The 24678-nt window shown below is 51.2% G+C and carries 21 protein-coding genes, 3 pseudogenes and 2 CRISPR repeat arrays; of the genes and pseudogenes, 8 read left to right on the top strand and 16 right to left on the bottom strand.

Going from position 1 to position 24678, the window contains the following annotated elements; genetic code table 11:
- Window positions 1-133 precede the first annotated feature (133 nt).
- A complete protein-coding gene (gene sigK / locus D7024_RS07040; RefSeq protein WP_121451143.1) occupies window positions 134-847 on the top strand; it encodes an RNA polymerase sporulation sigma factor SigK in 714 nt (237 codons plus the stop codon).
- Between the two features lie 82 nt (window positions 848-929).
- On the opposite strand, the pseudogene D7024_RS15605 reads toward sigK, so the two are convergent.
- Both D7024_RS15605 and cas6 read right to left on the bottom strand, forming a co-directional pair.
- Window positions 930-1097: pseudogene (locus tag D7024_RS15605) on the bottom strand (hypothetical protein); the annotation flags it as partial.
- A gap of 77 nt (window positions 1098-1174) precedes the next feature.
- Window positions 1175-1981, bottom strand: coding sequence for a CRISPR-associated endoribonuclease Cas6 (gene cas6 / locus D7024_RS07030; protein WP_121452501.1), 807 nt, complete (start codon window positions 1979-1981; stop codon window positions 1175-1177).
- A gap of 258 nt (window positions 1982-2239) precedes the next feature.
- On the opposite strand from cas6, the gene istA reads away from it, so the two are divergent.
- Both istA and istB read left to right on the top strand, forming a co-directional pair.
- On the top strand, window positions 2240-3721 hold the full coding sequence (gene istA, locus D7024_RS07025; protein ID WP_243113724.1) for an IS21 family transposase: 1482 nt from the start codon (window positions 2240-2242) through the stop codon (window positions 3719-3721).
- Window positions 3718-4466, top strand: a pseudogene (gene istB / locus D7024_RS15600) (IS21-like element helper ATPase IstB). Before istA ends, istB begins: the two are co-directional and overlap by 4 nt.
- A 654-nt stretch (window positions 4467-5120) precedes the next feature.
- Here the strand turns inward: istB and D7024_RS15650 are convergent.
- From D7024_RS15650 to D7024_RS06975, 9 genes and pseudogenes are all read right to left on the bottom strand, one after another.
- Window positions 5121-5426, bottom strand: a complete 306-nt coding sequence (locus D7024_RS15650; protein WP_121451142.1) for a transposase — start codon at window positions 5424-5426, stop codon at window positions 5121-5123.
- Window positions 5427-5505: 79 nt separating this feature from the next.
- Window positions 5506-5997: a CRISPR direct-repeat array (repeat unit 30 nt; unit sequence GTTTCAATCCCTCATAGGTAGGCTCCGAAC).
- A 503-nt stretch (window positions 5998-6500) separates the two neighbouring features.
- Window positions 6501-7460: pseudogene (locus D7024_RS07010) on the bottom strand (IS110 family RNA-guided transposase); the annotation flags it as partial.
- A gap of 187 nt (window positions 7461-7647) precedes the next feature.
- A CRISPR array of direct repeats spans window positions 7648-11265; the repeat unit is 30 nt; unit sequence ATTTCAATCCCTCATAGGTAGGCTCCGAAC.
- 176 nt (window positions 11266-11441) lie between these two features.
- A complete protein-coding gene (gene cas2, locus D7024_RS07005; protein ID WP_121451140.1) occupies window positions 11442-11705 on the bottom strand; it encodes a CRISPR-associated endonuclease Cas2 in 264 nt (87 codons plus the stop codon).
- A 117-nt stretch (window positions 11706-11822) separates the two neighbouring features.
- Window positions 11823-12818 (bottom strand): type I-B CRISPR-associated endonuclease Cas1b, encoded by a 996-nt coding sequence (gene cas1b, locus D7024_RS07000; protein ID WP_072871464.1) that lies wholly within the window; start codon window positions 12816-12818, stop codon window positions 11823-11825.
- A gap of 37 nt (window positions 12819-12855) precedes the next feature.
- Window positions 12856-13386, bottom strand: a complete 531-nt coding sequence (cas4, locus tag D7024_RS06995; protein ID WP_072871462.1) for a CRISPR-associated protein Cas4 — start codon at window positions 13384-13386, stop codon at window positions 12856-12858.
- Window positions 13361-15769, bottom strand: a complete 2409-nt coding sequence (cas3, locus tag D7024_RS06990; RefSeq protein WP_121451139.1) for a CRISPR-associated helicase Cas3' — start codon at window positions 15767-15769, stop codon at window positions 13361-13363. The genes cas4 and cas3 overlap by 26 nt, the downstream gene beginning before the upstream one ends.
- Window positions 15757-16491, bottom strand: a complete 735-nt coding sequence (gene cas5, locus D7024_RS06985; RefSeq protein WP_165859302.1) for a CRISPR-associated protein Cas5 — start codon at window positions 16489-16491, stop codon at window positions 15757-15759. The genes cas3 and cas5 overlap by 13 nt, the downstream gene beginning before the upstream one ends.
- 28 nt (window positions 16492-16519) lie before the next feature.
- On the bottom strand, window positions 16520-17461 hold the full coding sequence (locus D7024_RS06980) for a CRISPR-associated protein (RefSeq protein ID WP_121451137.1): 942 nt from the start codon (window positions 17459-17461) through the stop codon (window positions 16520-16522).
- 23 nt (window positions 17462-17484) lie between these two features.
- A complete protein-coding gene (locus tag D7024_RS06975; RefSeq protein WP_121451136.1) occupies window positions 17485-19569 on the bottom strand; it encodes a TM1802 family CRISPR-associated protein in 2085 nt (694 codons plus the stop codon).
- A gap of 474 nt (window positions 19570-20043) precedes the next feature.
- Here D7024_RS06975 and D7024_RS06970 point away from each other — a divergent pair, with 474 nt between their 5' ends.
- The 4 genes from D7024_RS06970 (at window position 20044) to D7024_RS06955 (ending at window position 21553) form a co-directional block, all read left to right on the top strand.
- Window positions 20044-20397, top strand: a complete 354-nt coding sequence (locus tag D7024_RS06970) for a type II toxin-antitoxin system RelE/ParE family toxin (RefSeq protein ID WP_121451135.1) — start codon at window positions 20044-20046, stop codon at window positions 20395-20397.
- The gene (locus D7024_RS06965; protein WP_013823069.1) at window positions 20394-20672 is read left to right on the top strand and encodes a helix-turn-helix domain-containing protein; all 279 of its coding nucleotides are present in this window, start codon (window positions 20394-20396) and stop codon (window positions 20670-20672) included. Before D7024_RS06970 ends, D7024_RS06965 begins: the two co-directional genes overlap by 4 nt.
- Window positions 20673-20929: 257 nt before the next feature.
- The gene (locus D7024_RS06960; protein ID WP_121451134.1) at window positions 20930-21262 is read left to right on the top strand and encodes a type II toxin-antitoxin system RelE/ParE family toxin; all 333 of its coding nucleotides are present in this window, start codon (window positions 20930-20932) and stop codon (window positions 21260-21262) included.
- The gene (locus D7024_RS06955; protein WP_121451133.1) at window positions 21263-21553 is read left to right on the top strand and encodes a helix-turn-helix domain-containing protein; all 291 of its coding nucleotides are present in this window, start codon (window positions 21263-21265) and stop codon (window positions 21551-21553) included.
- Between the two features lie 222 nt (window positions 21554-21775).
- Here D7024_RS06955 and D7024_RS06950 read toward each other — a convergent pair whose 3' ends face one another.
- Together D7024_RS06950 and D7024_RS06945 are read right to left on the bottom strand one after the other, a co-directional pair.
- The gene (locus tag D7024_RS06950) at window positions 21776-22468 is read right to left on the bottom strand and encodes a DUF554 domain-containing protein (RefSeq protein WP_121451132.1); all 693 of its coding nucleotides are present in this window, start codon (window positions 22466-22468) and stop codon (window positions 21776-21778) included.
- Between the two features lie 122 nt (window positions 22469-22590).
- Window positions 22591-23043 carry a ferritin-like domain-containing protein gene (locus D7024_RS06945; RefSeq protein ID WP_121451131.1) on the bottom strand — a complete coding sequence of 151 codons (453 nt, stop codon included), beginning with the start codon at window positions 23041-23043 and terminating at the stop codon, window positions 22591-22593.
- A 97-nt stretch (window positions 23044-23140) separates the two neighbouring features.
- Between D7024_RS06945 and D7024_RS06940 the strand changes: the two genes are divergently transcribed.
- A complete protein-coding gene (locus D7024_RS06940; protein ID WP_121452499.1) occupies window positions 23141-23377 on the top strand; it encodes a glutaredoxin family protein in 237 nt (78 codons plus the stop codon).
- A 93-nt stretch (window positions 23378-23470) separates the two neighbouring features.
- Here the strand turns inward: D7024_RS06940 and trxA are convergent, their stop codons facing one another.
- The 3 genes from trxA to D7024_RS06925 form a co-directional block, all read right to left on the bottom strand.
- The gene (trxA, locus tag D7024_RS06935) at window positions 23471-23788 is read right to left on the bottom strand and encodes a thioredoxin (RefSeq protein WP_121451130.1); all 318 of its coding nucleotides are present in this window, start codon (window positions 23786-23788) and stop codon (window positions 23471-23473) included.
- Window positions 23789-23853: 65 nt separating this feature from the next.
- Window positions 23854-24051: an FmdB family zinc ribbon protein gene (locus D7024_RS06930; protein WP_121451129.1), complete on the bottom strand. Its 198-nt coding sequence runs from the start codon at window positions 24049-24051 to the stop codon at window positions 23854-23856.
- 37 nt (window positions 24052-24088) lie between these two features.
- On the bottom strand, window positions 24089-24262 hold the full coding sequence (locus tag D7024_RS06925) for a ferredoxin family protein (protein ID WP_121451128.1): 174 nt from the start codon (window positions 24260-24262) through the stop codon (window positions 24089-24091).
- Window positions 24263-24678: the final 416 nt, after the last annotated feature.

Here is a 24678-nt window from a genome sequence, read left to right as displayed (position 1 = left end):
AAACATACTTCGACCTGTGGTCCACCAAGTCCTGCTACAGCCAACACGCAATCTGCTGGACAGGCACAGCAAATTCAACCGTTCCATATTATCTACTGATTACCCGGTGCAGCCGGTTCTGGGGGGAAGGCGCGTGTTTTCCGGCCTCTGGGCTTTGCTCTGTTTGTCCCTGGTCAACGGTTTACTGCTCCTGGTTTCCTATATAGCCAGTAACATTTTCCCGCAACCGTTGTCCGAGGAAGAAGAAGCACACTACTTAAACCTGGCTGCCCGGGGAGACGAAAAGGCCCGGGCTGTTCTGGTAGAACACAACCTGCGCCTGGTGGCCCATATAGTGAAAAAGTATGAGGGCACGGGCGAGGACACAGACGATTTGATTTCTACAGGAACTATCGGACTTATTAAAGCCATCAACTCCTTTGATCCCAAGAAAGGAACCCGCCTGGCCACCTATGCTGCCCGGTGCATAGAAAATGAGATCCTCATGCATTTAAGACTGATCAAAAAAATACGCCAGGAGGTCTCTTTATACGATCCCGTTGGCGTGGATAAGGAAGGCAATGAAATCGCCCTGATCGAAATCCTGGGTACACACCCGGAAGTAGTAACCGAAATAGTTGAGAACCAGTTTGAACTAAAACACCTGCTGGAAAGAATTGGCCAGCTAAGCCCCCAGGAAAAAAAGGTTCTGACCCTGCGGTTTGGTTTAAGCAGTGGCATCCGTGCAACTCAACGGGAAGTCGCCCGGAAGCTGGGAATATCCAGGTCCTATGTGTCCCGTATTGAAAAGAAAGCCCTCTACAAGTTAACCCGGGAGATGAAAAAAGAAAGCCCCCCTGCACCATAGAAAATTTCCCGTAGGGGTCGAAGATACCCTGCCATCTCGTGCCCGCCCAGCAGCAGCGCAAAATCCTCCCCCCGTAACAGCAAACCGCAGCGGCAAGCCCCCGGGCCAGCGTCCTGTAAAAATCGTCGAGCTGGACCCCGAGGTTATTTACCGCCTTCAGATAAGCTTCCGTATTACCGAAGGCAAGGTCGACACCAGGTTCTCCCCGCGGCAGCAGGCCTTTTTGATGCGCCTCGGCCGCCCAGGCCAGCAGGATACCTGTGCAAAGCTTTTTAGAAAAACCTGCTACAGCGGCCGCCTACGCCCGATAACCGGCCGCCATCACCTTTAACGGGACACGACGCGGAACATGCCGAAACCCTGGCTGTTCCCTGAAGGAGTCTCCCCACCGCACCGCCCCTCCACCGTACAACAACCAAACCCCTGGGAATTTTTCCCTCCAAGTCCGGCGTCAAGGGCTACCTCTAAAAGCTGCGGATCCCCAGCAAGCCTGTATGTACCCATCCACCCCTTAATAACCGTTCCCTTGTATTCCATGATTTTCAGGTCGGAAGGCCTTACCCGGACCGGCGAGATATCAAAACCCTCCCCATCCCCGGGCCGCCCAAAGATCAAAAGGTACTTTTTGGACAAGTTGGTCAAAATGAGCTCTTTAAAACGCGGCTCAAAAGGTGAATAGTAGTAAGTGTAGCGCTTTCCTCCAGTCTCCAGGGTGCTGTACACCACCACCGGGGAAAGCATCCGCACCAGAATGGGGCTTGACCGCACCACCACATCCTCCACTTTAACAGCACGTACCTCTAAAAGACTGTCCCCAAGGCGCATGTTCCCTTCCCGGAGAAGGCCATTTCCTATCTCCTCCAGAACAAAGGGGATGGGTGAACACACAACAAGATCAAAGGGAGGCTTGAAAATAATTTTACCTGCCGCCCGGTCAAGCCGCAACCGTCCCATCAGGCGTGAAAAAGTAAATAACTTAAAACGGCGCTGGCCCAGAGCAAAGCCCTTCTCATGCAAAAATTCCCGCAAGACCGGCCGTGTAATCTGACGGTAAATGGCAGCCTGTAAGAGGTAGTTGTAATGGACGGGAAGTATAATTTCCCCCGGGCTCTCCAGAGTTACCATAAGGCGCATGAAAACACCACCCTTCCCTAAAACATTTTCACTTACCAGGGAAACGACAAACATTGCTACCTGCTCTCTTATCGGCTGCCGTAAACAGCAACAGCCGGGCACGACCGATTCTATACGCTTTGATCGACGGCGAAACTGCGGGCTTTTTTGGCGCAGGGCTTTTGCCCAGGTGTATTTGCTACTATAAAACTGATCCACTTCCTTCAATAATCCCCTATACTGGATGTACATTCATCCGGGTTTGGGGGGAGAAGGGAAGTGATTGAAATTAATCTTTACGAACAAATCAGGTACCTTTATGCCGTGGAAAAACTTTCTAAAAGAGAAATTGCAAGAAGATTGGGCGTATCCCGCAATACCGTCAAGCGTTACTGTGACGGTGAAAATGTACCCTGGGAAAGGAAACCCCGGCAGGGTAAATGCCCGGTTACCGACCCCATTAGAGAGACCGTTAAAGAGTGGCTGGAATCAGATAGGGAAGCACCTGCCAAACAACAACATACTGCCCAGCGCATTTACGAACGCCTGGTAAATGAACAAGGTTTTACCGGCTCTTACTCGACAATTAGAAAACTGGTTCGGGAATTACGACCAAAAAATCTGCAGGCGTATATACCTTTAGAATTCGACCCCGGCGAAGCGACCCAGGTGGACTGGGGGCAGACAGTGGTCATTGTAAATGGTGAGAGGATACGTGTAAACATCCTCTGTTTCCGGCTCTGTTACAGCTGTGCACCCTATGTGGCCGTTTTTCCCAACCAGAGCAGCGACAATTTTCTGGCCGGCCATGTTTTAGCCTTCAACTTTTTCGGCGGTATATCAAAGCGGCTGATATACGACAATCTTAAAACGGCAGTAAAAGACGGCTGGGGGAAATATGTACAGAGCCTGCAGAAGGACTTCCTGGCCCTGCGCAGCCACTATGCCTTTCAAGCGGACTTTTGCAACCCCGGAGCAGCCCATGAAAAGGGTCTGGTCGAAGGGCTGGTCGGCTACATTCGCCGGAACATCTTCGTTCCCGTGCCGAATGTTAACGCCATAGAAGAGTTGCAGCCCGAACTGGACAAAAGATGCCTGAAATACCAGGACAAGCACCTGCAATATCGCCCCACTACGATCAAAGAAGCGCTCACCCTGGAACAACAGCACCTGACCCCCCTGCCGGCCAGGGAGTTCGACTACGCCCGGACCAGAACGGCAGAGGTGGATAGCCTGAGCCTGGTTAAGTTTGACCGGAACCGTTATTCGGTACCGGTGGCCCTGGCCGGTAAAACAGTAACGGTGAAGGGTTATCCCTTTCAAGTGAAGATCTATTACCGCTCCAGGGAAATAGCCTGTCACCCACGCTGTTACCAGCAAAACAAAACCAGGCTGGAATGGGAGCATTACCTGCCGTTGCTGGTGAAAAAGCCCCGTTCTTTGCAAAATGCCCTGCCCTTACGTCAGGCAGTCCTGCCACCCGGTTTAAACCAGCTGAAAGAACACCTGCTGGCCCGGGCTCAAAGCTACGAACTGGCCCAGGTGCTGGGCCTGGTTATAGAATACGGCATTGAAGCGGTGGAAGAAGCCATTGTTCAGGCCCTGGCAGCAAACCAGTACAGTTTCCAGGCTGTACACTACTATCTGACCAGCAAGAAAAAACCGGTGACCTGCCAGCTCGAACTGGAAACAGGCTTGCCCCAGGTAAAACCAGTGGACCTGCACATCTACGACCAGCTCCTGGGAGGTGCGGCCCGGTGAGTACCCCCCAGAGCATAGCACTGTTAGCCAGGGAATTGAAACTTTCCACGTTTGCTGATTACCAGCAGGTATTGCGTCTGGCTGCCGAAAAAGGCCTCGGCTATGAAGAATTCTTGCACGAGATGTTGACCCGGGAAGTATCTGTCCGTAAGGAGAATCAGGTGAAGAAAAGAATCCGGGATGCCCGCTTTCCCTTGATCAAAACCCTGGACGAGTTCAAGTTTGACGCCCTACCTCACGTTAAGGAGGCCCTGGTCTGGCAGTTAGCACCGGTGAATTTATACAATGTCGCGAAAACATCGTGATAATCGGCAATCCTGGAGTCGGTAAGACCCACCTGTCAGTAGCCCTAGGCATTAAGGCATGCATGGCCAAATATCGGGTAGTGTTTATTACTGCCCAGAAGCTGCTGGAAGAATTAATGCTCAGCGCCAGGGACGGTAGCCTGGCGGACAAGCTGCTGGGCTATTCCCGGCTTAACCTTTTGATCATAGATGAGCTTGGCTATATGCCCGTGAGCAAAGAGCAGGCCAACCTTCTCTTCCGTCTGGTCTCCATGCGCTATGAGAAAGGGAGTATTATCTTAACCAGCAACTATAACTTTAACGAATGGGGGGAGATATTTTCCGACCAGGTGGTGGCGGCGGCCATAATTGACCGGCTTGTCCATCACGCCCGGATATTTTATATCAACGGGACAAGCTACAGGCTTAAAGGCAAGCTAAAAACAGCAAACAACCGTTAAAATGGTAAGCCCATAACCTCATGCTCTTTTTAGCTTGAGCTGAGCTCCCCTTTGAAATGCGAAAATTTTGCCTGCCTTGACAGGTGGAAGCAACCGGTACAATGGATTGGAGCGAGGCGGTTCCTTACCCCCATCATGCTCCCCATCGCCGTCGCCTCGCCCGTGTATTCCTGCACCGGCTGCTGCCGGTTCCTGTCAAGGCCGAGCGAAGCGAGCCAGGCAAAATTTTCGTCTCATCAGGGGGGATCAATGCTGGTTATTTTTGTTCTCCAGTGGGTCAATTTTATTTGCACAAAGTGGGTCAATTCTATTGACAATCAACAACGAGACCATATTCTTCTATCAGGGAAACTGTGAGCTTTCGATACCCATAGGGAAAACCATCGCCACAGACCAGTTCGCACAGCCACTCCTTGATCTGTTCGTCGGACACCTTTCTGCCGTCATGAGTAAAGGAATATGCCGGTATGGGCCTTCCGCAACGCTTCGGAGTTGCTGCAAGCGGCAGCTGTTCTTTGTTAGCATCGTTCTGACGCCGGGTCTGTCTGGACATGAACTCGTAGTAGGTGGATGGAGCCAAGCCGACAAAGCCGAGGACCCGGCTTGTGCTGTAACCCTTGTTAATCCACTTATTTGCTATGACGACTTTGTCGGCTACCGAGGGTTTACCCTGTTCCTGAGGTCCCTAAGAATGGCCAACTCAAGTTCTTTCTCTGCCACCAGCCGTTTGAGTCGCTCGTTCTCGGTGCTGACTTCTTCAAGCCTCTTCTCAAGTTCGTTGATCCGCTTGTCCAGGACCTTGGGGAGGGGCTTAACGGAACCGTTCTTCCGATGCGCCTTTATCCAGCTGTGGATGGTGCTTTTAGAAATGTTGTGGCGTCTAGCAACCAGAGCGATATTCCCTACTTGGCTGCACTCCTCAAGGATTTGCTCTTTGAATTCGTCGCTGTAACGTTTCATGGGTGTTCAACCCCCCTAACCTGATTGTACAACCTTAACACAGATTCTCCAACCGGATTAGGGGGCTAAATAGTACGCAGTTTCAATCCCTCATAGGTAGGCTCCGAACTGCGGTAGTAGCATAACTTACTGTTAGGTGGTGCTGGTTTCAATCCCTCATAGGTAGGCTCCGAACGGTCTTGGGAGAGGATACAGCAGTTGACTGGAGTACGTTTCAATCCCTCATAAGTAGGCTCCGAACTAAATGGCTGGTTCTGTATTCCAAGTAGGTGAAGCGTTTCAATCCCTCATAGGTAGGCTCCGAACATTATTTTACAGGCGGTAAAGGATTGGAAGGAATATCCGTTTCAATCCCTCATAGGTAGGCTCCGAACCAGTCTACTGGGAGGACACCGGCGGTGTAAAACGAGTTTCAATCCCTCATAGGTAGGCTCCGAACGAGGACGGCAGCGGGAAGATTTACCTGGTTAACGGGTTTCAATCCCTCATAGGTAGGCTCCGAACTGACCTCCCTTCAGGCTGAAGCATATTCCGCATGGTTGTTTCAATCCCTCATAGGTAGGCTCCGAACTCCATCTCCGCTTTAGGATTTACTCGTAAGCGTCAAACACAACCCACCTTGGCATAATACCCAAGTTTAAGGGATAATCTTCCTATCTCAATATTTTTCATTGATGCTCTAAAAAGCTCACTCTATCTGCCATTTTTAAAAAATTTATCTTGGGTGGTCTAACCCACCTGCTCGCCCCCTGCTTACCCTATCATGTCTCCCGGGGTCAAAAGCCCTTACATTCCTTCGTTCAGCATAATGGGGGCGGGTGGGGCACCGTTACTCAGAAGCAGGGTCATGCCCTAATGGAAGTTTTTTCGGTTTCCCCCACCCAAGATTTTTGCCTCATGATGATTCCTTTACGCCGTCGGGCTTGTGGATATGTGGGCAACGCTTTAGCTTTGTCCAAGCGAGTGTGGACCCTGTGGACAGGCGGAAGATAAACCATGCCTAAACCTCCAGGCTCCTCTTAAGTGGCAGGAGGCCTCCCGCAAGTCCACACGAGCGGCATATCCACAAGCCTTCTAGGCCGCCAGTTGCTGCCGGCGGTAGCTACCCAAAACCTTCTCCGGGTCGTACAGGCGTTTTTCTTTAGCTAAGGTGAACATTACCCGGAGGAGTTTGCAGGCGATCACTACCAGGGCCTGCTTGCTTTTCAGCGGGTTTTGCGGCCGGGTCACCAGGTAACGGTAGAGCGCTTTAAACTGAGGGTTTTTGGCCACCAGGACCAGGGCAGCCTGGTAGAGGATGCTCCGCAACCCCGCCCGGCCCCGCTTGGAGATCTTTGTAACCCCTTTTTTGGAATCCCCGGATTGGTTGATGGTCAGGTTGTAACCGGCCAGTTTGCGGATCTGGCGCCAGTCTTCGTACCGGGTGAAATCCCCCACTTCCCCTAAGAAGCTGGCGGCAGTGACGACTCCGATCCCGGGGATGCTTAAAAGGTACTCGGCTAAGCCGGTTTTGGCCAGGGCCTTTTCCATGGCCGCTTCGGTTTGGAGCAATTGCTTTTGCCAGAAGAAGATTTCTTCCAGGCACTGGGTCAGGCGCAGACGGGCAGCATCTAAACCTTCCGGCACGCCGATGGATTCATTGGCGGCAGCCAGTAAAAGAACGGCCCGTTTTTGACCCACTTTCCCGCCGCTGGCTGCCTTAAGTTCAGCGGTCAGCTCTTCTGTCGTGAGCTGTTTTAGGTCGGCCGGGAAGGGCCGGTGGGTCAGGATGTACAGGGAGGCTTTCCCTAGAAGGTTCTTAAAAACCTGCGGATATTCGGGAAAGCGCTCGTCCAGGATCGCCACCAGGTTGTTCTGGGCGGCGTTTAGTTTGGCCTTTTGCTGGTGGCGGTTTTGGGTGTACCCCCGGAGTTCCGCCCAGATCCCTTTGGGTAGATAGCAGTGGAAAAAGCGTCCTTCCCAGGTTAAAGTGGCGATGATCAGGGCGTCTTTCCGGTCGTTTTTGGTGGGCGAGTTATCGTCGAGTTCTTTTTGCTTTTTGACGTGGTTTTGAAAAACTTCCCAACCTGGACCCTAAAGACAGTAACGCCCTGGATCAGTTACTCCCCTGGTCCGATTCGCTGCCCCCTGTGTGCAGGGTTAATAAATAAGCCAGATTATGTCCCCACCTGATTGCAAGGTGGGGTTTATTTTACGCTTACATTTACTCCAAAGTTAACATGTTTCAATCCCTCATAGGTAGGCTCCGAACTGACCTCCCTTCAGGCTGAAGCATATTCCGCATGGTTGTTTCAATCCCTCATAGGTAGGCTCCGAACGTAATGCCGCCGCATCCACTCGGCGGCAAGAATGCCGTATTTCAATCCCTCATAGGTAGGCTCCGAACTTATTGGTACCATAATCCACGCCCACGAAGTAGCGGAATTTCAATCCCTCATAGGTAGGCTCCGAACGGAATGATGGTAGTGTTGATATTAGGGGCGTGAGGAATTTCAATCCCTCATAGGTAGGCTCCGAACGGTACCGGAACGGCGAGGCCTACGACGAGGTCATCAGATTTCAATCCCTCATAGGTAGGCTCCAAACGGCTTGTAGTCCTCCCGGCCGGCCAGGTCCTTGAGGATTTCAATCCCTCATAGGTAGTCTCCGAACGTCTGTGCCCTGGTCGCCCGCCGGTACTGTTATCTGAATTTCAATCCCTCATAGGTAGGCTCCGAACTTCCACTGCTCGGGAAACATATATTCTTTCTCAAAGATTTCAATCCCTCATAGGTAGGCTCCGAACAGAAGAACAGTTGAGACAGGCCGGAGAAATCGCCGAATTTCAATCCCTCATAGGTAGGCTCCGAACGCGTCAACGGCGGCCTCAGCCGCGACGTAGCCCAGATTTCAATCCCTCATAGGTAGGCTCCGAACTTCTTGACTTCCCACAGGTGCCGTTTGTCCCCTCCAAATTTCAATCCCTCATAGGTAGGCTCCGAACGGCAGATGTCGCAAGAGAGGTGATTGCTGGTATGTTATTTCAATCCCTCATAGGTAGGCTCCGAACGAATATCTGATAAGAAAAGCTCCTACCGCCAAACAAATTTCAATCCCTCATAGGTAGGCTCCGAACGTGCTAGTTTGAAGCGGGAGTTAATCTTGTCCTCCAGATTTCAATCCCTCATAGGTAGGCTCCGAACGAAAAGGCAAATCGCACACTGCCTGCCTGTATCAGATATTTCAATCCCTCATAGGTAGGCTCCGAACGTACGCGGCGGTACTCAATGCGGCGCAAAAACTTGATTTCAATCCCTCATAGGTAGGCTCCGAACAGGCGATGGAAATGACTCCAGGACAGTTGATTCGAATTTCAATCCCTCATAGGTAGGCTCCGAACGTCTGCACCAGGAGTTTGTTTACCTGCGTCTTCAGGATTTCAATCCCTCATAGGTAGGCTCCGAACGAAGAATGCGGTTTGCAAATGTCTTATCGGCAGGAATCAATTTCAATCCCTCATAGGTAGGCTCCGAACTCATCCGGCGGGCGGAGAGGGAAGAAAAGAAAGCTAATTTCAATCCCTCATAGGTAGGCTCCGAACTCGAAGCCTGAATTTTCCGGGTCTTGCGGTATTTGTCATTTCAATCCCTCATAGGTAGGCTCCGAACTGGTCAAATTGACCACGAACTTAGCCATGTTAATTTATTTCAATCCCTCATAGGTAGGCTCCGAACGCACCTAGCATCGCAATGCCTGCTATCCCTTGCATCAATTTCAATCCCTCATAGGTAGGCTCCGAACTCCGCATACAGAAGAGCAAAGACAATCCCTACGTAAATTTCAATCCCTCATAGGTAGGCTCCGAACTTCCTGCAGTTGAACCCGTGTTCCCTGCCGATGCAGCGGATTTCAATCCCTCATAGGTAGGCTCCGAACTGGATCGCCCTCTGTAAAAAACCCGTTACCGGTGGAGATTTCAATCCCTCATAGGTAGGCTCCGAACTGAGAAGGCGCACGGCATCATCAAGGGAGTCACCGGCATTTCAATCCCTCATAGGTAGGCTCCGAACGGTCGCCCCGGCCCGCAGCCAGGAGGCGGGGGCGCTATTTCAATCCCTCATAGGTAGGCTCCGAACTCAGCGCGGCCACGTCACCCGTCAGGTAATGCCGCAATTTCAATCCCTCATAGGTAGGCTCCGAACTGATACGACGGGGGCAGCTAAATCCCGGGCAGTTATATTTCAATCCCTCATAGGTAGGCTCCGAACTAGTCCATGTCGAACACGAAGCCCCAGCCGTTGTAGATTTCAATCCCTCATAGGTAGGCTCCGAACCTCCCGGCAGTAGGCGTACAGATTGTGATTTTTACCTATATTTCAATCCCTCATAGGTAGGCTCCGAACGTAAAGCCTTGCTGTGGTTGTTGGAGCGGGAGGCGAATTTCAATCCCTCATAGGTAGGCTCCGAACGACTGAAAGCAGTTTTGTTGAATGGATTGATACAACATTTCAATCCCTCATAGGTAGGCTCCGAACGGAAGGAGGCAGTCTGGTGGGAGTATCAGGTGAGGGTATTTCAATCCCTCATAGGTAGGCTCCGAACGCACCTGGAACGCCGAGCGGGAGGCGATAAAATACATTTCAATCCCTCATAGGTAGGCTCCGAACTTATAGCGGCAAGAATGAGTTTCTAAACAAGTTTGAATTTCAATCCCTCATAGGTAGGCTCCGAACGCAAACGTGGTAACATTCGACAAAATGCAGGTAGGCCGATTTCAATCCCTCATAGGTAGGCTCCGAACTTGATTAACGAACCCGGTCTATACTCTCTAATCCTTAATTTCAATCCCTCATAGGTAGGCTCCGAACCGAAGCAGCCACCGCATTCATGTCGGCTAAACTCTATTTCAATCCCTCATAGGTAGGCTCCGAACCGGCAACGGACTAACTGCAAAAAGCTACTGGATCGGATTTCAATCCCTCATAGGTAGGCTCCGAACCTATAAGGAAGCACGCCAGGCTTTTTACACTGAGACATTTCAATCCCTCATAGGTAGGCTCCGAACTCGTTGATGGCTAGAACAACGGTAGTGCTGGAAGTATTTCAATCCCTCATAGGTAGGCTCCGAACTCCTTTAGCAAAGTATCTTCCTCAATTTCTACCCGATTTCAATCCCTCATAGGTAGGCTCCGAACCTTGCATACTCAATCACCACGTGCTAAACTGGTGTTGGATTTCAATCCCTCATAGGTAGGCTCCGAACGAAACTTGCCGCGCAGTATGCGCGTGTGGACACACAATTTCAATCCCTCATAGGTAGGCTCCGAACTACAAAGCCCAGCCGCTGCGATAGTGAGTAGCAAGGATTTCAATCCCTCATAGGTAGGCTCCGAACGCAAGGGGCCTTCGCTTTGCCGCCTGCCGGGCGGCTTATTTCAATCCCTCATAGGTAGGCTCCGAACTCGGGTCGAATTCCAGTTTCCTGACGAAGTACCTGAATTTCAATCCCTCATAGGTAGGCTCCGAACCTTCGGGGGAGCACAGTACGGGTGAATCGAACTTGAATTTCAATCCCTCATAGGTAGGCTCCGAACGGAGATACCCCCTGGAAGTGCGCTGCAGAGTAGGGGTATTTCAATCCCTCATAGGTAGGCTCCGAACATAACCGAGGAAGAGGGACTGGAGTGCCGCAAGTTGAATTTCAATCCCTCATAGGTAGGCTCCGAACCACGGGGAGGCCGATAAATCAGGTCGTAGCCTTCTTATTTCAATCCCTCATAGGTAGGCTCCGAACAAACAAAGAGGGCTGGCAGAAGCTCATCGAGCGCATATTTCAATCCCTCATAGGTAGGCTCCGAACCACTTGGATGCCGCAAAAGTTGGGCAATTTTTATTTGCCCTTCGCTAGCTATTATTTTACTACTTTCATGCTCCAGATCAAGGGTATTCCGGGCGTTCCGTGAAAAAATTTGTCGTCGACCTCCCAGGTTTTTTACTCTATCGAAGGTCGACGACAAAAAAAAGAGCCGTCTATGCCTAAATTATTTGTTCTTCCCCTCCCTTTTTTAGTCCCAAAATTTCCCTGGTAGAGTATCTTGTGGTTCTCAGGTTATAAATGATTACCGAATCTTCCTCTTTGTCGATAAGACGGTTTAATTCCATTCTCAGCTTTTTCAGGTTTGCCTCGGAAATTTCTCCTTCCAGGACAGAGTTTTGCACCCAATGCAAGTATTTGCGGCATGTTTTAAGGACTTTGCTTACTCTCTTCACGTTAACATCATAGACTAGAATGATGAACAATGTTGCACACCACCATTCTAACACCATGCACCATTCAGCCCCAAAACATTTCGGGGCGAAAAATGGCTATTGAAGTCACGTGGCCCCCATACCAGTGGTGAAAAAGCTAAATGCTTATCACCATGTAGCTACAAAAGGCTCATACTTTTTCTCGCCCATGAGATGCTTTTCCAGCTTGTACAATTCCAGGCGAATCAACCTGCGGTAAGAAACCGGCCTGCCTATTTCCCGGTGGCTGATGGTGGTTTTTAGCTTTTCTTCCAGTTGCTCCACGAAGGAGCGTTTCGCTTTGTCCTTCATTAAAATACCTTCGGTGCCGCGCTCAAAGTCGTCTGCTGTAATCATTTTCCGCCCTAAAAGGGTGAAAATGACCCGGTCCACAATTACCGGCTTAAAAATTTCCGCCAGGTCAAGGTTCAGGGTAAAACGCCTGAAGTTTGTAGTATGTAAATAACCAATACGAGGATCTAGATGGGTGCGGTAAATTTCCGATAAACAGATCGTATAAAGAAGTGAATTGCCAAAACTAATCAGGGTATTTAAATAATTTTTCGGCGGTCTTCGGCTGCGTGCTTCAAAAATGAAATCCGGAAGGCCAATGATTTCATCAAAGGCCCGGTAGTAGTGCTCCCGCATATTCCCTTCTATGGCCATGAGAGCTGCGGTCTCATGGCACTCACCAACTGCCGGCAGCAGTTTTTGTATGGACTCAATTTGCTCCTCAACCTGCTTCCCCCGGGCGCTGTAATATTTCAGCACGCGCAGAATATTTTTGGCTGCACCTTCTACCAGCAACCGGGCAATGGTCAGGCGCTTTTCCTGGTCCAGATAGTGCTCGGCCTGCTTTAAAGTCATATAACCTGAGTTCAGGTGTTCCCGCGGGTAGAAACTCCCCATGTAGTATCCATGATGGTTGAAGTAGTGCAGCACAATCTCTTTCTGAGATAGGAATTCCAAAAATCTTTTATTTATTGCTACTTCACCAAAGACCATGATCTCGGCCGTATCCTCAACGGGAATAAATCGTCTTTCCCCTTGCTCGGTCTCAAAGTAAAGGGTATTATCTTTCCGGCGAAAATCCCCGCTGGAAAAAATGTAAAAGGTTTTCTTCATGCACCATCCACCCTGACGGAAAAATCAATAGTACTCTCTAAGACCAGCAAAACTCGGCATAAGCACACTTTTTGCAGTAACGGTTTTTTGACGGTGGTGGTGGTTGTGGAAGGTACACAATGCGCAGGATCTCCCGCTCCACCCTTTCCAGTTCTTCTAAAGTTTCTTCATCTAAAACCACATCCTCCCGTTTTTTCTCTTTTGGAAAGCGCAACTCTCCCCGTGCCGGTATGCCCCGGCTATGTAATTCTTTCAAATAAAAGGCCAGCTGCATGCGGGCGCTGTGGCGGTATTTGGAACTCTTCTTGACTTCCCCCACCACCAGTTCACCGTTGGCTATGTGGTAAACATCCATTTTGCTGGATCCTACGGCCAGTTCTTTTTTTTCCCTGGCATAAGACATTTCCCCGATAAAACGCCCAATGGCCAGGTTATCGTCCTCCGCATCCGGTGTAAGCTGGTGGGCAATCAACCACACCTGTCGGGGACAGATGTAGTAGTACCAAACCAGCGTTCCGCTTACGCCAATTTCTCCAGACCGCTCAGATAAACCAGGCTTCGTGCTCATCTTTCATATCCACCACCGAAAGGCCCGTGTCATCCCGGTAGCGGGAATCATATCTCAAACGCAACAATGACCTGTTGGAAGCAGGCTCACCGATTTCTTGAGCCACTTCTGCGGGGACCTGGACGACAAAGTGGTTCATCAACCCCATGAAAGCTTTTCTCTCCATAAAGCTTAACGACCTTAGAAAATCTTTGCCTGCATACAACTCCCAGATTTCATCAGGACGGGAAATATGGAATTTCCGCAAAGCAGTCTTAATTATCTCTGGTGGTTCACCCCACCACCTGGGTACAAAGATGCCGTACCCGGGAACCTCGGGACCGAATGGATGCACATTTGCGGGAGCAGAGTAATAGCCCGAGGCAGCCTCCAGGATTTTCTCCAGGACGGCCTGATGGGTGTTGCGGCGAAAACACTCACGGTAAAATTCCCGCACCACCTGCGATGCCTCATATTCCGAAAAAACAGGATAGTTTGTCAAACACTTATCTGTAACTTCCCTTTGATCCGGGTCCCGGTAGACATAATTACGTGTGTCAGTTTCCCCTCCCCGCAATAAGTTCAGCACGTATAAACGCCCGGTTTCCCCTTCCCCGTGACGGTTGCACCTCCCGGCCGCCTGTACTACAGAGGGTATAACCGGCAGGGCTCGAAACACGACGCGAAAGCTTAAATCCACTCCCGCTTCTAGCACCTGGGTACAAACCACCAGGGCCCTGGAACCATTTTTCAACGCCTGCCTGATCTCCTCGATGCGCGCCTTTTTATGCAGGGGGGTAAGCCTGCCGGAAAGAAAATAAACAGTTTCGCCAGGGACTAATTTTATTAACCACCGGTAAACCTCCGCCGCATCCTTAACGGTATTGCAGATTACCGCTACCGACCCATAATCCTTGTAGGCTTCTACAGCCTCCCGGGCCAGGTACTCTTCATCCCCCTCACCCCGGACTTCTACGGAGAAGCGGGCAATCACAACTTCGGCTTTTCCGAGGGATACAGCCGAATTGAAAATACCCCCTTCCAGCTCCGGGAGGGTGGCAGTAGTGAGGAGAACTTTGGTGTTCAGTTCCGCGGTAGTTGCCTCCATCAGGGCTAAAAAGAGGTTCCAGACGCCGGCACTGATAATTTGAGGTTCATCCACAATAACAAAGGAGTCTTTTAAACCGTGAAGCCTCAAGGTATGCTGGGCCCGGGAGGGGAAAAGGGCGCGGAACAGCTGGTTGAACGTGGTGGCCACCACAGGAGCCCGCCACGATTCCAGAAGCACATCTTCGTCCCGCTCTTCTTCCATTAGCCTTTGCAGTGTAGAAATATGGTGATGGGTCATCACATTTAAACCCGTGGAACCCTGGATTTCCGTTGCCGCCTGGGAGAGAATGGAGATATATGGCGCTACATAAACGATGCGCCTGCACAACCCCAATTCGATGGCCTTCAGGGCTATGCTCAAAGAGGTGAGGGTCTTCCCATATCCCGTGGGCAGTTCCAGGGTAAACACACCATTACCCCATTCCCGGGCAAATGCCTCTACCGCCTTTCTCCGCCATTTTTCCCTCGCACCCAGCAACAACCGGTCTGCCCCGGCCGCTGTTAAAACTTGCTTCCGGGCGGAGCAAAATTGTTCTATCCTGGCTTGCACCTGGCGGGCCAGGCCGGGTGAGATATATTCTTCCGGCAGTTCATCAACCCGGACGCCTGCGGCATGGAAGCGGTCGGCGGCAATTAAACGGGCATTTTCCCGCTGAAGGCACAACCGCGCACCTACGGCATAGCGGTTGCCGCTTTCCAGCAATCTGTCTACATGGCGCCATGCATTCTGAAACCAGTTCTTCCAGCGTAAATTAATTTCTTGCAATCTCTCGTCAAGGGCGGTAAATGAAATGCCTTTTTCATCCAGCTCCGGGAAATATTTTCTCACCAGGGTAAATATACCTTCCAAATCACACTCTTTTAAATCAGAAGGTACAAAACCTCCTGTCCAGGGTGGGTAACAATCATTGATATCGGGTATCTCACCGTGGTGCTCGTAAAGGAAGTGGACGAGGCCCAACCCCAGATGGAGGAGGGCCTGTTTTTCCTTTAGCTTTAAGTCCCACTTCTTTATGAGTTCGTCCAAACACACGGCGAAAAGCATGGCCCCGGCAAAGGCGTGGGGAACTCCTTTACCGCGCCCGCGAATATACTCCTGCCAGTTGTAACGGCTTTTTCCCGCATCATGTAAAAGCCCGGCCAGGAAACGTAAACGGTCATAAATGTCTTCTTGAGGATTGCCCATACCATTAGCTACGGCCAGCAGGTGATCGACCAGCGGATAATCTTCTCCCCCAGGTCCCTTAGGACGGGCGATACACTCGGATAAGGGATAAGCCTTCACCACAGACACGCAACTTCTCCCCCCGGCAGTTCTACGGCAAGGTAGGGAAATGGCGGCTTCTCCTTGAAACGAACCTTTAAAGTTTCACCCTTTTCCTCGTAAAGCACCGTAACGGTTCTCTCGAAGATTCTTCCGCCGCAATGTTGATAGGGCATGGCCCTTGCCGCGGCATAGGCAGCTCCCGCCTCCAGAGCTATGTGGGCCGCCAGCTCCCGTGGTACCACGGTATGCACAGGGATTGGATCTTCGGGCACAGGTTGCAACAACCTGGCTTCTACTGTATCCTCGTATTCGGGAAACGTAAGGCAGTAGGCGCTGCCCAAATAGGTGTGGTAAACGCTTTTGTTGGCACGTATTTTTTCGGATAATTCTTCTACCCATTTACCGGCATAGTAAACGCGGTAGCGGGGCTCAACCACCATCTCCACCACGGTGGGGCGGTTAAAAAAATCCCCCTCTCCGCTGACAAAGCCTTTGCCCAGCAATGACATCTGCACACATACGGTGCGTACAGGTGAAAGGAGGGACAGGCCTATAAAATGCGGGTCATTGAGAAAGGCCTTTCCTTCCCTTGTGGAAAAGTCAATCCCCAAAACCGAAGCTAAAAGCCCGTGCATGGTTGGCCGGGGTGGAAAAGGATAGGTCGCCTGGGTGATGATGGTATCGGGTTGCCGGAAATGTGCGATTTTAGCCCGTAAGGAAAAGATCAATACTTTCAGGTAATCGGTCAATGCTGCGGCACCCCCTTCCAAGACGCGCCTACCACATCTTTTCCTCGCTGCCGGAAAGCTCGCCTAGTAATCTTAACTCCGGGTTTTTCCACCAGCGAACCCTCTTAATCTGGGAGGCAAAGGGGCCGTCCGAACCGGTTATTTTTGCCAGTTCCCTGACGTCCAGGGTTACATCGGGCAGCTGCGTTGGGGGGCTAGCACCCAGCCATGCTTCCCTACCCGGCTCCAGGGTTATGTAATCTTCCAGGTAACCGATGCGGAAGAAGGGATCATTGTATTCCACATGAACTAAAAGCAAGGGCTGCTGCAATCCCCTGCCCCGGGCCTGGCGGTAAAGGGTGCCTTTCCACAATCCCTCCAGCAATAACTCCACGTCGGCTTCACTCATTTTGTTCTCTTGAGCAATGGTAGCATTGATTACTCCCGGCATGGCAAAGACGGCAAAGGGAAGAATATAAGTGGTCCAGATGGTACCCTGCCCGGCCTGTTCGCCGCTGGGCATGACCACGGTACCCTGGACATATTTCGTCTCCACGGGATGCAGGGAGTGGGCCCAGCCGAATTGAACCGGTCCTGTTTTGTGGAAACTTTTGTTCTTCACGCTGAACACAGCACCGAAGACCCGCATGTCAAAAGATGATTTCAACAAGGCTTGTTCTTCGTCCGTTTCATTTTTACGCACCGCCCGTTCTAAAATGAGTTCTGCCAGTTTATCCCTATCATACAGTTTCCCCTCGGGAGTACGCTCTCCCCTGCACCAGACGAAGTAGCGTTTATCGGGACCGCCATCCGGATATTTGGCCAGGACATAGTCACGCACATCCCTTTTTATGCTCACATCGGAAAGGGATATGCGCCCGTCTTCCTCTCCAAAGATGCGCCGGGCATCGCTGTCGTTAAGCGGGTCCCTGTTTGGAATGCCGTCTTTAACGGACTTAACAAATAAAATTTCTCCGGTGGCCACCGTCATTTTCTCTCACTCCCCAGTAATTTTTAATCGGATTGCTTTGCTGGAAAAGCCAGCGCATAGCCGCTCCAGAAGGCTCCTATGAAATCGTCTTTATGGGCCATGACCTGTTCCTTTAAGCGCCGGTACTCGCTTTCCACCACACCCGCCCGGCGGCGGAAATCATCCGGTAACCCCATGTCCAGCTTCAGGGCATATTCCTGGAAACGACTCAACCCTTTCTTCCAGATCATTTCCGGAGTCAGGCTGGAACCAAAAGCCATTATTCTGTGTTTTACGAAATTCTTACCACCCCTGTCTCCACCTGTTTTCGTCCAGTACCAGCGGTCAAAAAGTCGTACAAGATACCCCGCGGCAAAGCCGAGCTCCTCTACATTATCAAAAGAAAGCTCTGCTGGCGAAACACTCGATACCTTATTCAACATCTCCCGCCAATCACCCACTTTTCTTCCCCCTCCCGGCAGCAAACTGTTGTACAAGTTGTAAAAACGGCGGAACGCCAGGTAAAAGATAACCTCATATCGCAAATTCCAGTAACTGAGCTTTTCATCGCCCAGGCGGGCCCAACCGTTCATCCGGGCGGCGGCCCCGGCAGTAAAAGCATCCCAGGCAATGGGTCTCCTGTGCAGAACAGAACGCAGGGCATGCCATAAATAACATCCCCCGTAAGCCCTGGTAAGCAGGTAAAACAGGGAGTCGTAGCGTCCATCCCGTTGTTCCTCGTTACGTTCACCCACCAGGCGGCGTCGCACATGTACCGCTTCTTCCGCCACCTGGGGCATGTAATCTAAAAGCCTGCTCACTGTTGAAGGGAGCACATCTTCAATGACCGCCCTCAGGTGCACATCTCCCTGGGCCGGGTTGCCGGAATAGTAAATTAGCGTAAGACGGTACTGGTCGGAGTTAAATTCATCGGGCAACACGGCTTCAAAACCCGTTATGGCCGTTATAAGCCGATCCTGCCTGTCCGGGCGAATCTGTTTGAGCCTTAAAGTTTTTAAGGCATCAGTAAAAAATTCACCCTGCTCCTCCCCTTGTTCAGCAAAAAGGGAAACAACGAGAGCACATCCCCAGATACCCGGAGGCTGGCTTTTAGACCTCCTGGCTACCTCCCTTCCCCCGGCAGAAGCCACGGGTACAAAAAGTTCCCTGGTCAAGGATAGGGGTAAACGGGTGGAAAGCTCGTCGAAAACACCGGCGCCGACAATCAGTGAAGAATAACATTCCCGGCACAATGCCCCGATGGCAGCAGCTAAGTCTATGTTTTTGCCTTTTTTTAATTCCTCGGAAATGGGAGGATGCCACGTGGGGGCCAGCAACGGCCAGGCTTTACTGTATGCAGATACCGCTTCCCCCTCCCGGCCGCACAAAGAGCACCTTTCCCTCTTCCCTTTCTCCGCTCCTTCTTCCATTTTGGAAGCCCAAAAATACCTGGCCACGGTGGGCAAATGGGCCACAATATACTTTCCCGGATTAAGGACGCTCTCCCCCACCAGGGTGTAATCGCGGTCGCCTTTTACCGGCATTTTATCAGCGTAACGGTAGGGGCCTTCCGGTTGCGGCGAAACCAACACCACTAAAGCATGACCCTGGCTTTGGCTTTCCTCCATCTTTTTTGCTACATCTGCCGCGGCTCTTTTCAACAACCCGGCAAGACGCATTTCCTCATCCTGGGAGAACACTCTCGGCAAGCTCAAAGTCCTTTTAAGCCGGCCCTGCCAGAAGCTAAGGGCTTCCTTCTCACTGGCAGCAAGCAGGGGTATATGGCTGGGAAAAACCGGATAAACCGGCACACCATACCTGCCCTGGGGGGCCCTTTTGTTTCCGCCACTGACAATGACAAAAGGCGTGCCCAATCCCCGGTCTACTTCAGCTTGAAAAATTATTTTCTTTTTCCTCCTTGTACCCCCTTGCTCATCATACCTGCCCCAGGTCTGTAAAGGTAAAGCATCTGTTTTAAACTTCTCTTCCCCTTCCGCCTCAATCACAATCACATTTTCTAAAAAGCGTCCTTGCTCTTTGACATCCGAAATCTGCCGCAGGGTCTCCGCGGGAGACATGCCGTAGGCCAGAAAGGGACGACCCTGGGCTACCAGCTTTTCAATGAACAACCAACTACACCCTCCCTTAAACAAAGTTGGAGGCACCGGTTGGAGTAACTATGACGAAAAATGTCGATAAAATTTGGTACAACAACCTTTACTTCCCTATTTTGATACTTTTGCTCATTTTCCTTCCCCAAGGGACAATTTTTTTCTTAAAAAAACTCGGCTCAAAATTACGACTTTCAGGCTCGAAATGTACCCCTTTTGCTACCACAAAAACCGCGGCCTGGGGACACGCCTCCTTCAGAGGGCAGGGAATTTCCTGTTAACACTATTTATAAATTATTCCGACAAATTTAGACAAAAAGGTGGAAGCCATGGACAACCAGGAGGCTCAGCCGTGCCTCTCGACACGGGTTACCCAGCACTCAGTTACCTGAGTGCTAGGCTTATCCGGCAGGCCTCCCCGAATTTCATTGACAAGACAGATTTTGCGGTTTACAATTATAACATATACGTTATACCAGAGAAGGTTGCTCCATGCGCTGGGAAGTTGAATTTTACAAAAGCGCTGCGGGCAGGAAACCGGCGGCCGATTTTATTGTGTCGCTGCAGCCGAAAGAACAGGCGAAAATTGCCCGGGCCATCGACCTCCTGGAAGAATTCGGCCCGCAGATCGGGATGCCTTATGTTAGGCACCTGGACGGCGGTCTTTGGGAATTGCGCGTGCCATTCGGCGGGCAGACGTTCCGACTGCTGTTTTTCATCGAGGGTAACACCCTGATTATGGTGCACGGCTTTTCCAAGAAGACCCCGAAAACGCCGCTTAAAGAGCTGAATACCGCCATTGCAAGGATGAAAGACTACAAAAGAAGGATCGGTGATAACAAATGAAATGGAGCGATTTAAAAAATGAACTGATGGAAGATCCGGCTTTCCGGCAAGCTTACGAAGAGCTGGAACCGGAATACCAGCTTATCAGGGCCATCATTAAACAGCGGAAATTAAAGGGAATGACCCAGGCCGAACTCGCCCGTAGAGTCGGCACCCGTCAGTCGGCCATCGCCAGGCTAGAAAGCGGAACCTACAATCCTTCCCTTCGGTTTTTAAAGAAAGTCGCGAAAGCTCTGGGCGGGAAAATCGAAGTGTCGTTAAAATGCGACAACTGAGCAAGCGTCCACAAGGAAAACCCACACCGGGCGCAGGCCTGGCATGAAGGTGATGAAGAGCGCCAAAGAAGCATAGCCGTCAGGTAAGCTTCCTGTAGACCGGCCAGAAAGGCACCAGACCGGCTCAGATCCAAATGGGTGGCCTGCCGGGCCGTCAGTATCGCGCCGCCCAGGGCAATACCCAGCACCATTCCCACGTTCCGGGTAGCGGCCAGCACTCCCCCGGCAATGCCCAGTCGGAAGCCTGTCACTCGTAAATGACCGAGGAAGTCATGCACTACATCTTAAATCACCCCCATCCAAAAGTGTCGGCAAAAATGCTCCACGATATCATGCTGCTGAACGAATTCGGATTTAGTTTACCGGACAGATATATTCACCGCATCTGGGAAAGCTCGGAAAAATTATGGGAACTGCGGACGAAATTTTCCCGGTACGATGAGAGAACCCTCTTCTTTTCAGTTCTGGGTGATAAGTTTCTCTTAACAAATTGCTTCCGCAAAACATCGAACAAGGTACCGCAATCTGAAATCCGCAAAGCTGAAAATATTCTTCGCAAATTTCTACAAACACGACAGGAGGGAAAATGAATGGCTGAATTTGTGACCATTGACGAAATTGCTAAACGCCTTGAAAATAAGCCGCAAATCATAAAGGAGATGCTTGAATACGAACCGCGCTACCAGATCGCCAGGGCAATCATCGCCGAGCGAATCCGGCGCGGCTGGAATCAGGGAACACTTGCCCGAAAAGCCCGTTTAACCCAGGCTCAAGTGTCCCGGTTGGAAAGGGGCCGTATTGGAAATTTTGCCACTGTCGCGAAAGCTCTCGACGCCTTAGATCTCAAACTGGAGATTAAGCCGAAACGGCAAGCGAATTGATTCCTTTTCGGGAGTATCCTATAACCCAAGAAATTAAAGGGGCCGGTTGGTTAAAACCACCGACCCCGATCCTAAATTTTGCCGGCGTTCCGCGCGCCAGCAATCAACCTGTATTGCCGCCGGAATTCCGTGTTCCGGCGGTTGTGTGACTGCCGTGGGTGCCGGTACCACCGTCACCCTGATATCCCCGACCTGGCGGTAGTACTATTTGATGCCAGCTTACTACTGCCTCGTCATTTCAATAACGGCTGTGATAATGGCCGCAATAAAAATGGCGGGTAAAAGGTTTCCCACTTTAATCCGGGCAGCCTTGATTAAATTCAACCCAATGGCCACAATGAGTAGGCCACCGGTGGCGGTAAGCTCCGCCACCACCCAGGGGCTTAAGCCTGCACCTACGAATCGTGCGGCAAGGGTAATGCTGCCCTGGTAAATAAGCACCGGAACAGCCGAAAAAAGCACCCCGATGCCCATAGTGGAGGCAAAAATAGTGGCGGCGATACCATCCAGCATGGCCTTGGCGATCAGGGTTTTGGGGTTGCCGGTGAGCCCGTCCTCGATGGCACCCATTACGGCCATAGCACCAACGCAAAAAATCAGGCTGGCGGTAACAAAGGCATAAGCCATGCCGCTCTCCCCGGGGCGGCCAAATCTGGCCTCGATGCGTTTCCCCAGGGACTCCAGCCTGCCCTCAATGTCCAAACCTGATCCCACCACACCGCCCAGCGCAAGGCTGCCAATGACAATAAGCGGGTTTTTGGTTTGCAGGGCCATCTGGGCACCAATCAGGATGACGGCCAGGCCGAGCCCCTGTATGACCGTATCACCCACTCTCTGCGGTATGCCTTTTTTAAGTAAGGCACCGAGCACCGCACCTGCACAAATAGCTGCTGCGTTAATTAATGTGCCAACCAACTACTGTAGCTCCTTTCCGGGCAATTAAGTTCGCCATATTCGAACAGGGTTCCTGCCAGAATGGAAAAAAAGAACCGGCCTTTTGCATGGGGCCGGTTCTTTTAAGAAAATCTCGACTTTACTTAACTGCAGTAGCACCCCAGGCCTTCCTTATTACCAGCAAAATACCGGTCTATCAGGCCGGCCAGAGTACGGGCGTGCCTGGCCTCATCCCGGGACGATTCGTCCATAATATCATGCACCGGGTCCAGGTTTAACTCCCTGGCCCGTTTGGCCACTTCCTTTTTGCCCCGGTTGGCTTCCTGCTCACCTTTAAGCATTTTGAGCAGATTTTCCCTGGTGCTTTCGGAAATCTTCCCGTTTAACTCGGCAAAATGGGCGGCATGCCAGGCCTCATCCATGGCAATGGACTTGAGTGCTTCCGCCACCTCGGGGTAGCCCTCCCGCTGGGCCTGCCGGGCCATGGCCAGGTAGATGCCCACCTCCCAGGTTTCACCCCGAAACTCCTTATCTACTGCCTCTTCCACTTCAGTACCTTTGGCCACACCCAGCCGGTCCTCATTGATTAGTTCCAACGGCCATTCCTCCTTCACCGGCGTATATAATTTATCCCAGGATCAAAAAATAGAATTACCCGCAGGGGAAAAATCTATCCACCGGGAGGTATTTAAAGTGACTACGGAACCCGTAACGGTGTATACCACCCCCACCTGACCCCACTGCCGCACGGTGAAAGAGTTTCTTTCCCAAAAGGGCGTGAAATTCACGGAAAAGAACGTGGCCGAGGACGAAATAGCCCGCAGTGAAATGGTGCGCAAAACCGGCCGCCTGGCCGTGCCCACCATTACCGTGGGAGAACGGGTGGTGGTGGGGTTCAACCGGGAGGAACTGGAAAAATTGTTACATTAAATGCAGTGAAAAATGGCGGTGACCATCCATCCTGCGGCAGGCATCCCGCGGGACAGGCCACCGCCATTCCGGCTTTGAGTTTAAAAATCCGTTCTACAGCAGGCTTTCAAGCTTTTTAGCCAGGACCCCCTTGGGAGTATAGCCGACCATCTGGCCCACCACCTGTCCGGCCTTAAACATAATTAACGTGGGAATGCTCATGACACCGTAACGGCCGGCCAGGGCCCGGTTTTGATCCACGTTTACCTTGGCCACCTTTACCCGGCCGGCAAATTCGGTGGCCAGTTCATCAATAATGGGAGCCATACTGCGGCAGGGACCGCACCAGGGCGCCCAGAAATCCACCAGTACCGGCTGGGTGGATTGTAAAACTTCGCTGTCAAAATTGCTTTCATTTAATTCCAGGGCCATAAAATTTCACTCCTATCCTTGGTTAATAGATTAAGAAGGGCTACCAGCCCTTTAGATTAAATCCCTCAGCCGCCGGCAGAACCAGAACTGCTTTGCCCGCCACCGCAACTGCCGCCCTTTATGCGAACGGCACAGCCGGTAATCAGCTGGCGTACATCCCGGCTCTGGCACTGGGGACAGGTAACCTTGTCCCGGTCATCAATCCCCACCAGCAGGGTAAATTTGTGGCCGCAACTGTTGCACTGGAAGTCGTAAATGGGCATCTATATACACCTCCCAAAATATGTTTATACTTCATCATCAGGCAGCCGTGATGGCTCCGTTGGGGCAGATAAAAACGCATTCTTCACAATCCCGGCATAACTGAGGGTCAACCGTTGCCAGCCTGGCGGCAACGGTTATAGCTTCATAGGGACAAACGTGAGCACAGGCTCCGCAGCCGGCACAAAGATCCTTTACTACATAGGCAGGCATGGTTAAGTCTGCCTCCCGTTTTTCTACTATTATACTACAGAATATTTTCGCTTGCAATATATTTATTTGGGGTTGGATATGTTCACCATAGTTTACCATTACTCCAATAAGTCGTCAAGCTCTCCCGTTACAGAGCTATTTGCGTTGTCAACATTTTTACCCTCTGGGAGGCTAAAGCCCATACCAGACAGGGACGTTTTCCAAGGCATAGGACAGGGAGATTAACCTTATATTGGGACAAGTGGCTTATTTATCCTTTGCCACCCCTGTCAAAGGGCATACTTAACCTAACACCCCCCTTAGGGCGCCCTTTTGGTAGTGTAGTTTCTCCGATTGGTTCTTGTCAGGCCGCCTTTACCAGGCTCCTCAAATTTATTCCTTGTTTTTGTCGTATCCGGCCTACGGCCACCGCCAGC

It is taken from the genome of Desulfofundulus salinus, assembly GCF_003627965.1.
Classification (GTDB): domain Bacteria; phylum Bacillota; class Desulfotomaculia; order Desulfotomaculales; family Desulfovirgulaceae; genus Desulfofundulus; species Desulfofundulus salinus.
Note: the sequence above shows the minus strand (reverse complement) of the source record. Positions and strands in the feature narration are given on the sequence as shown.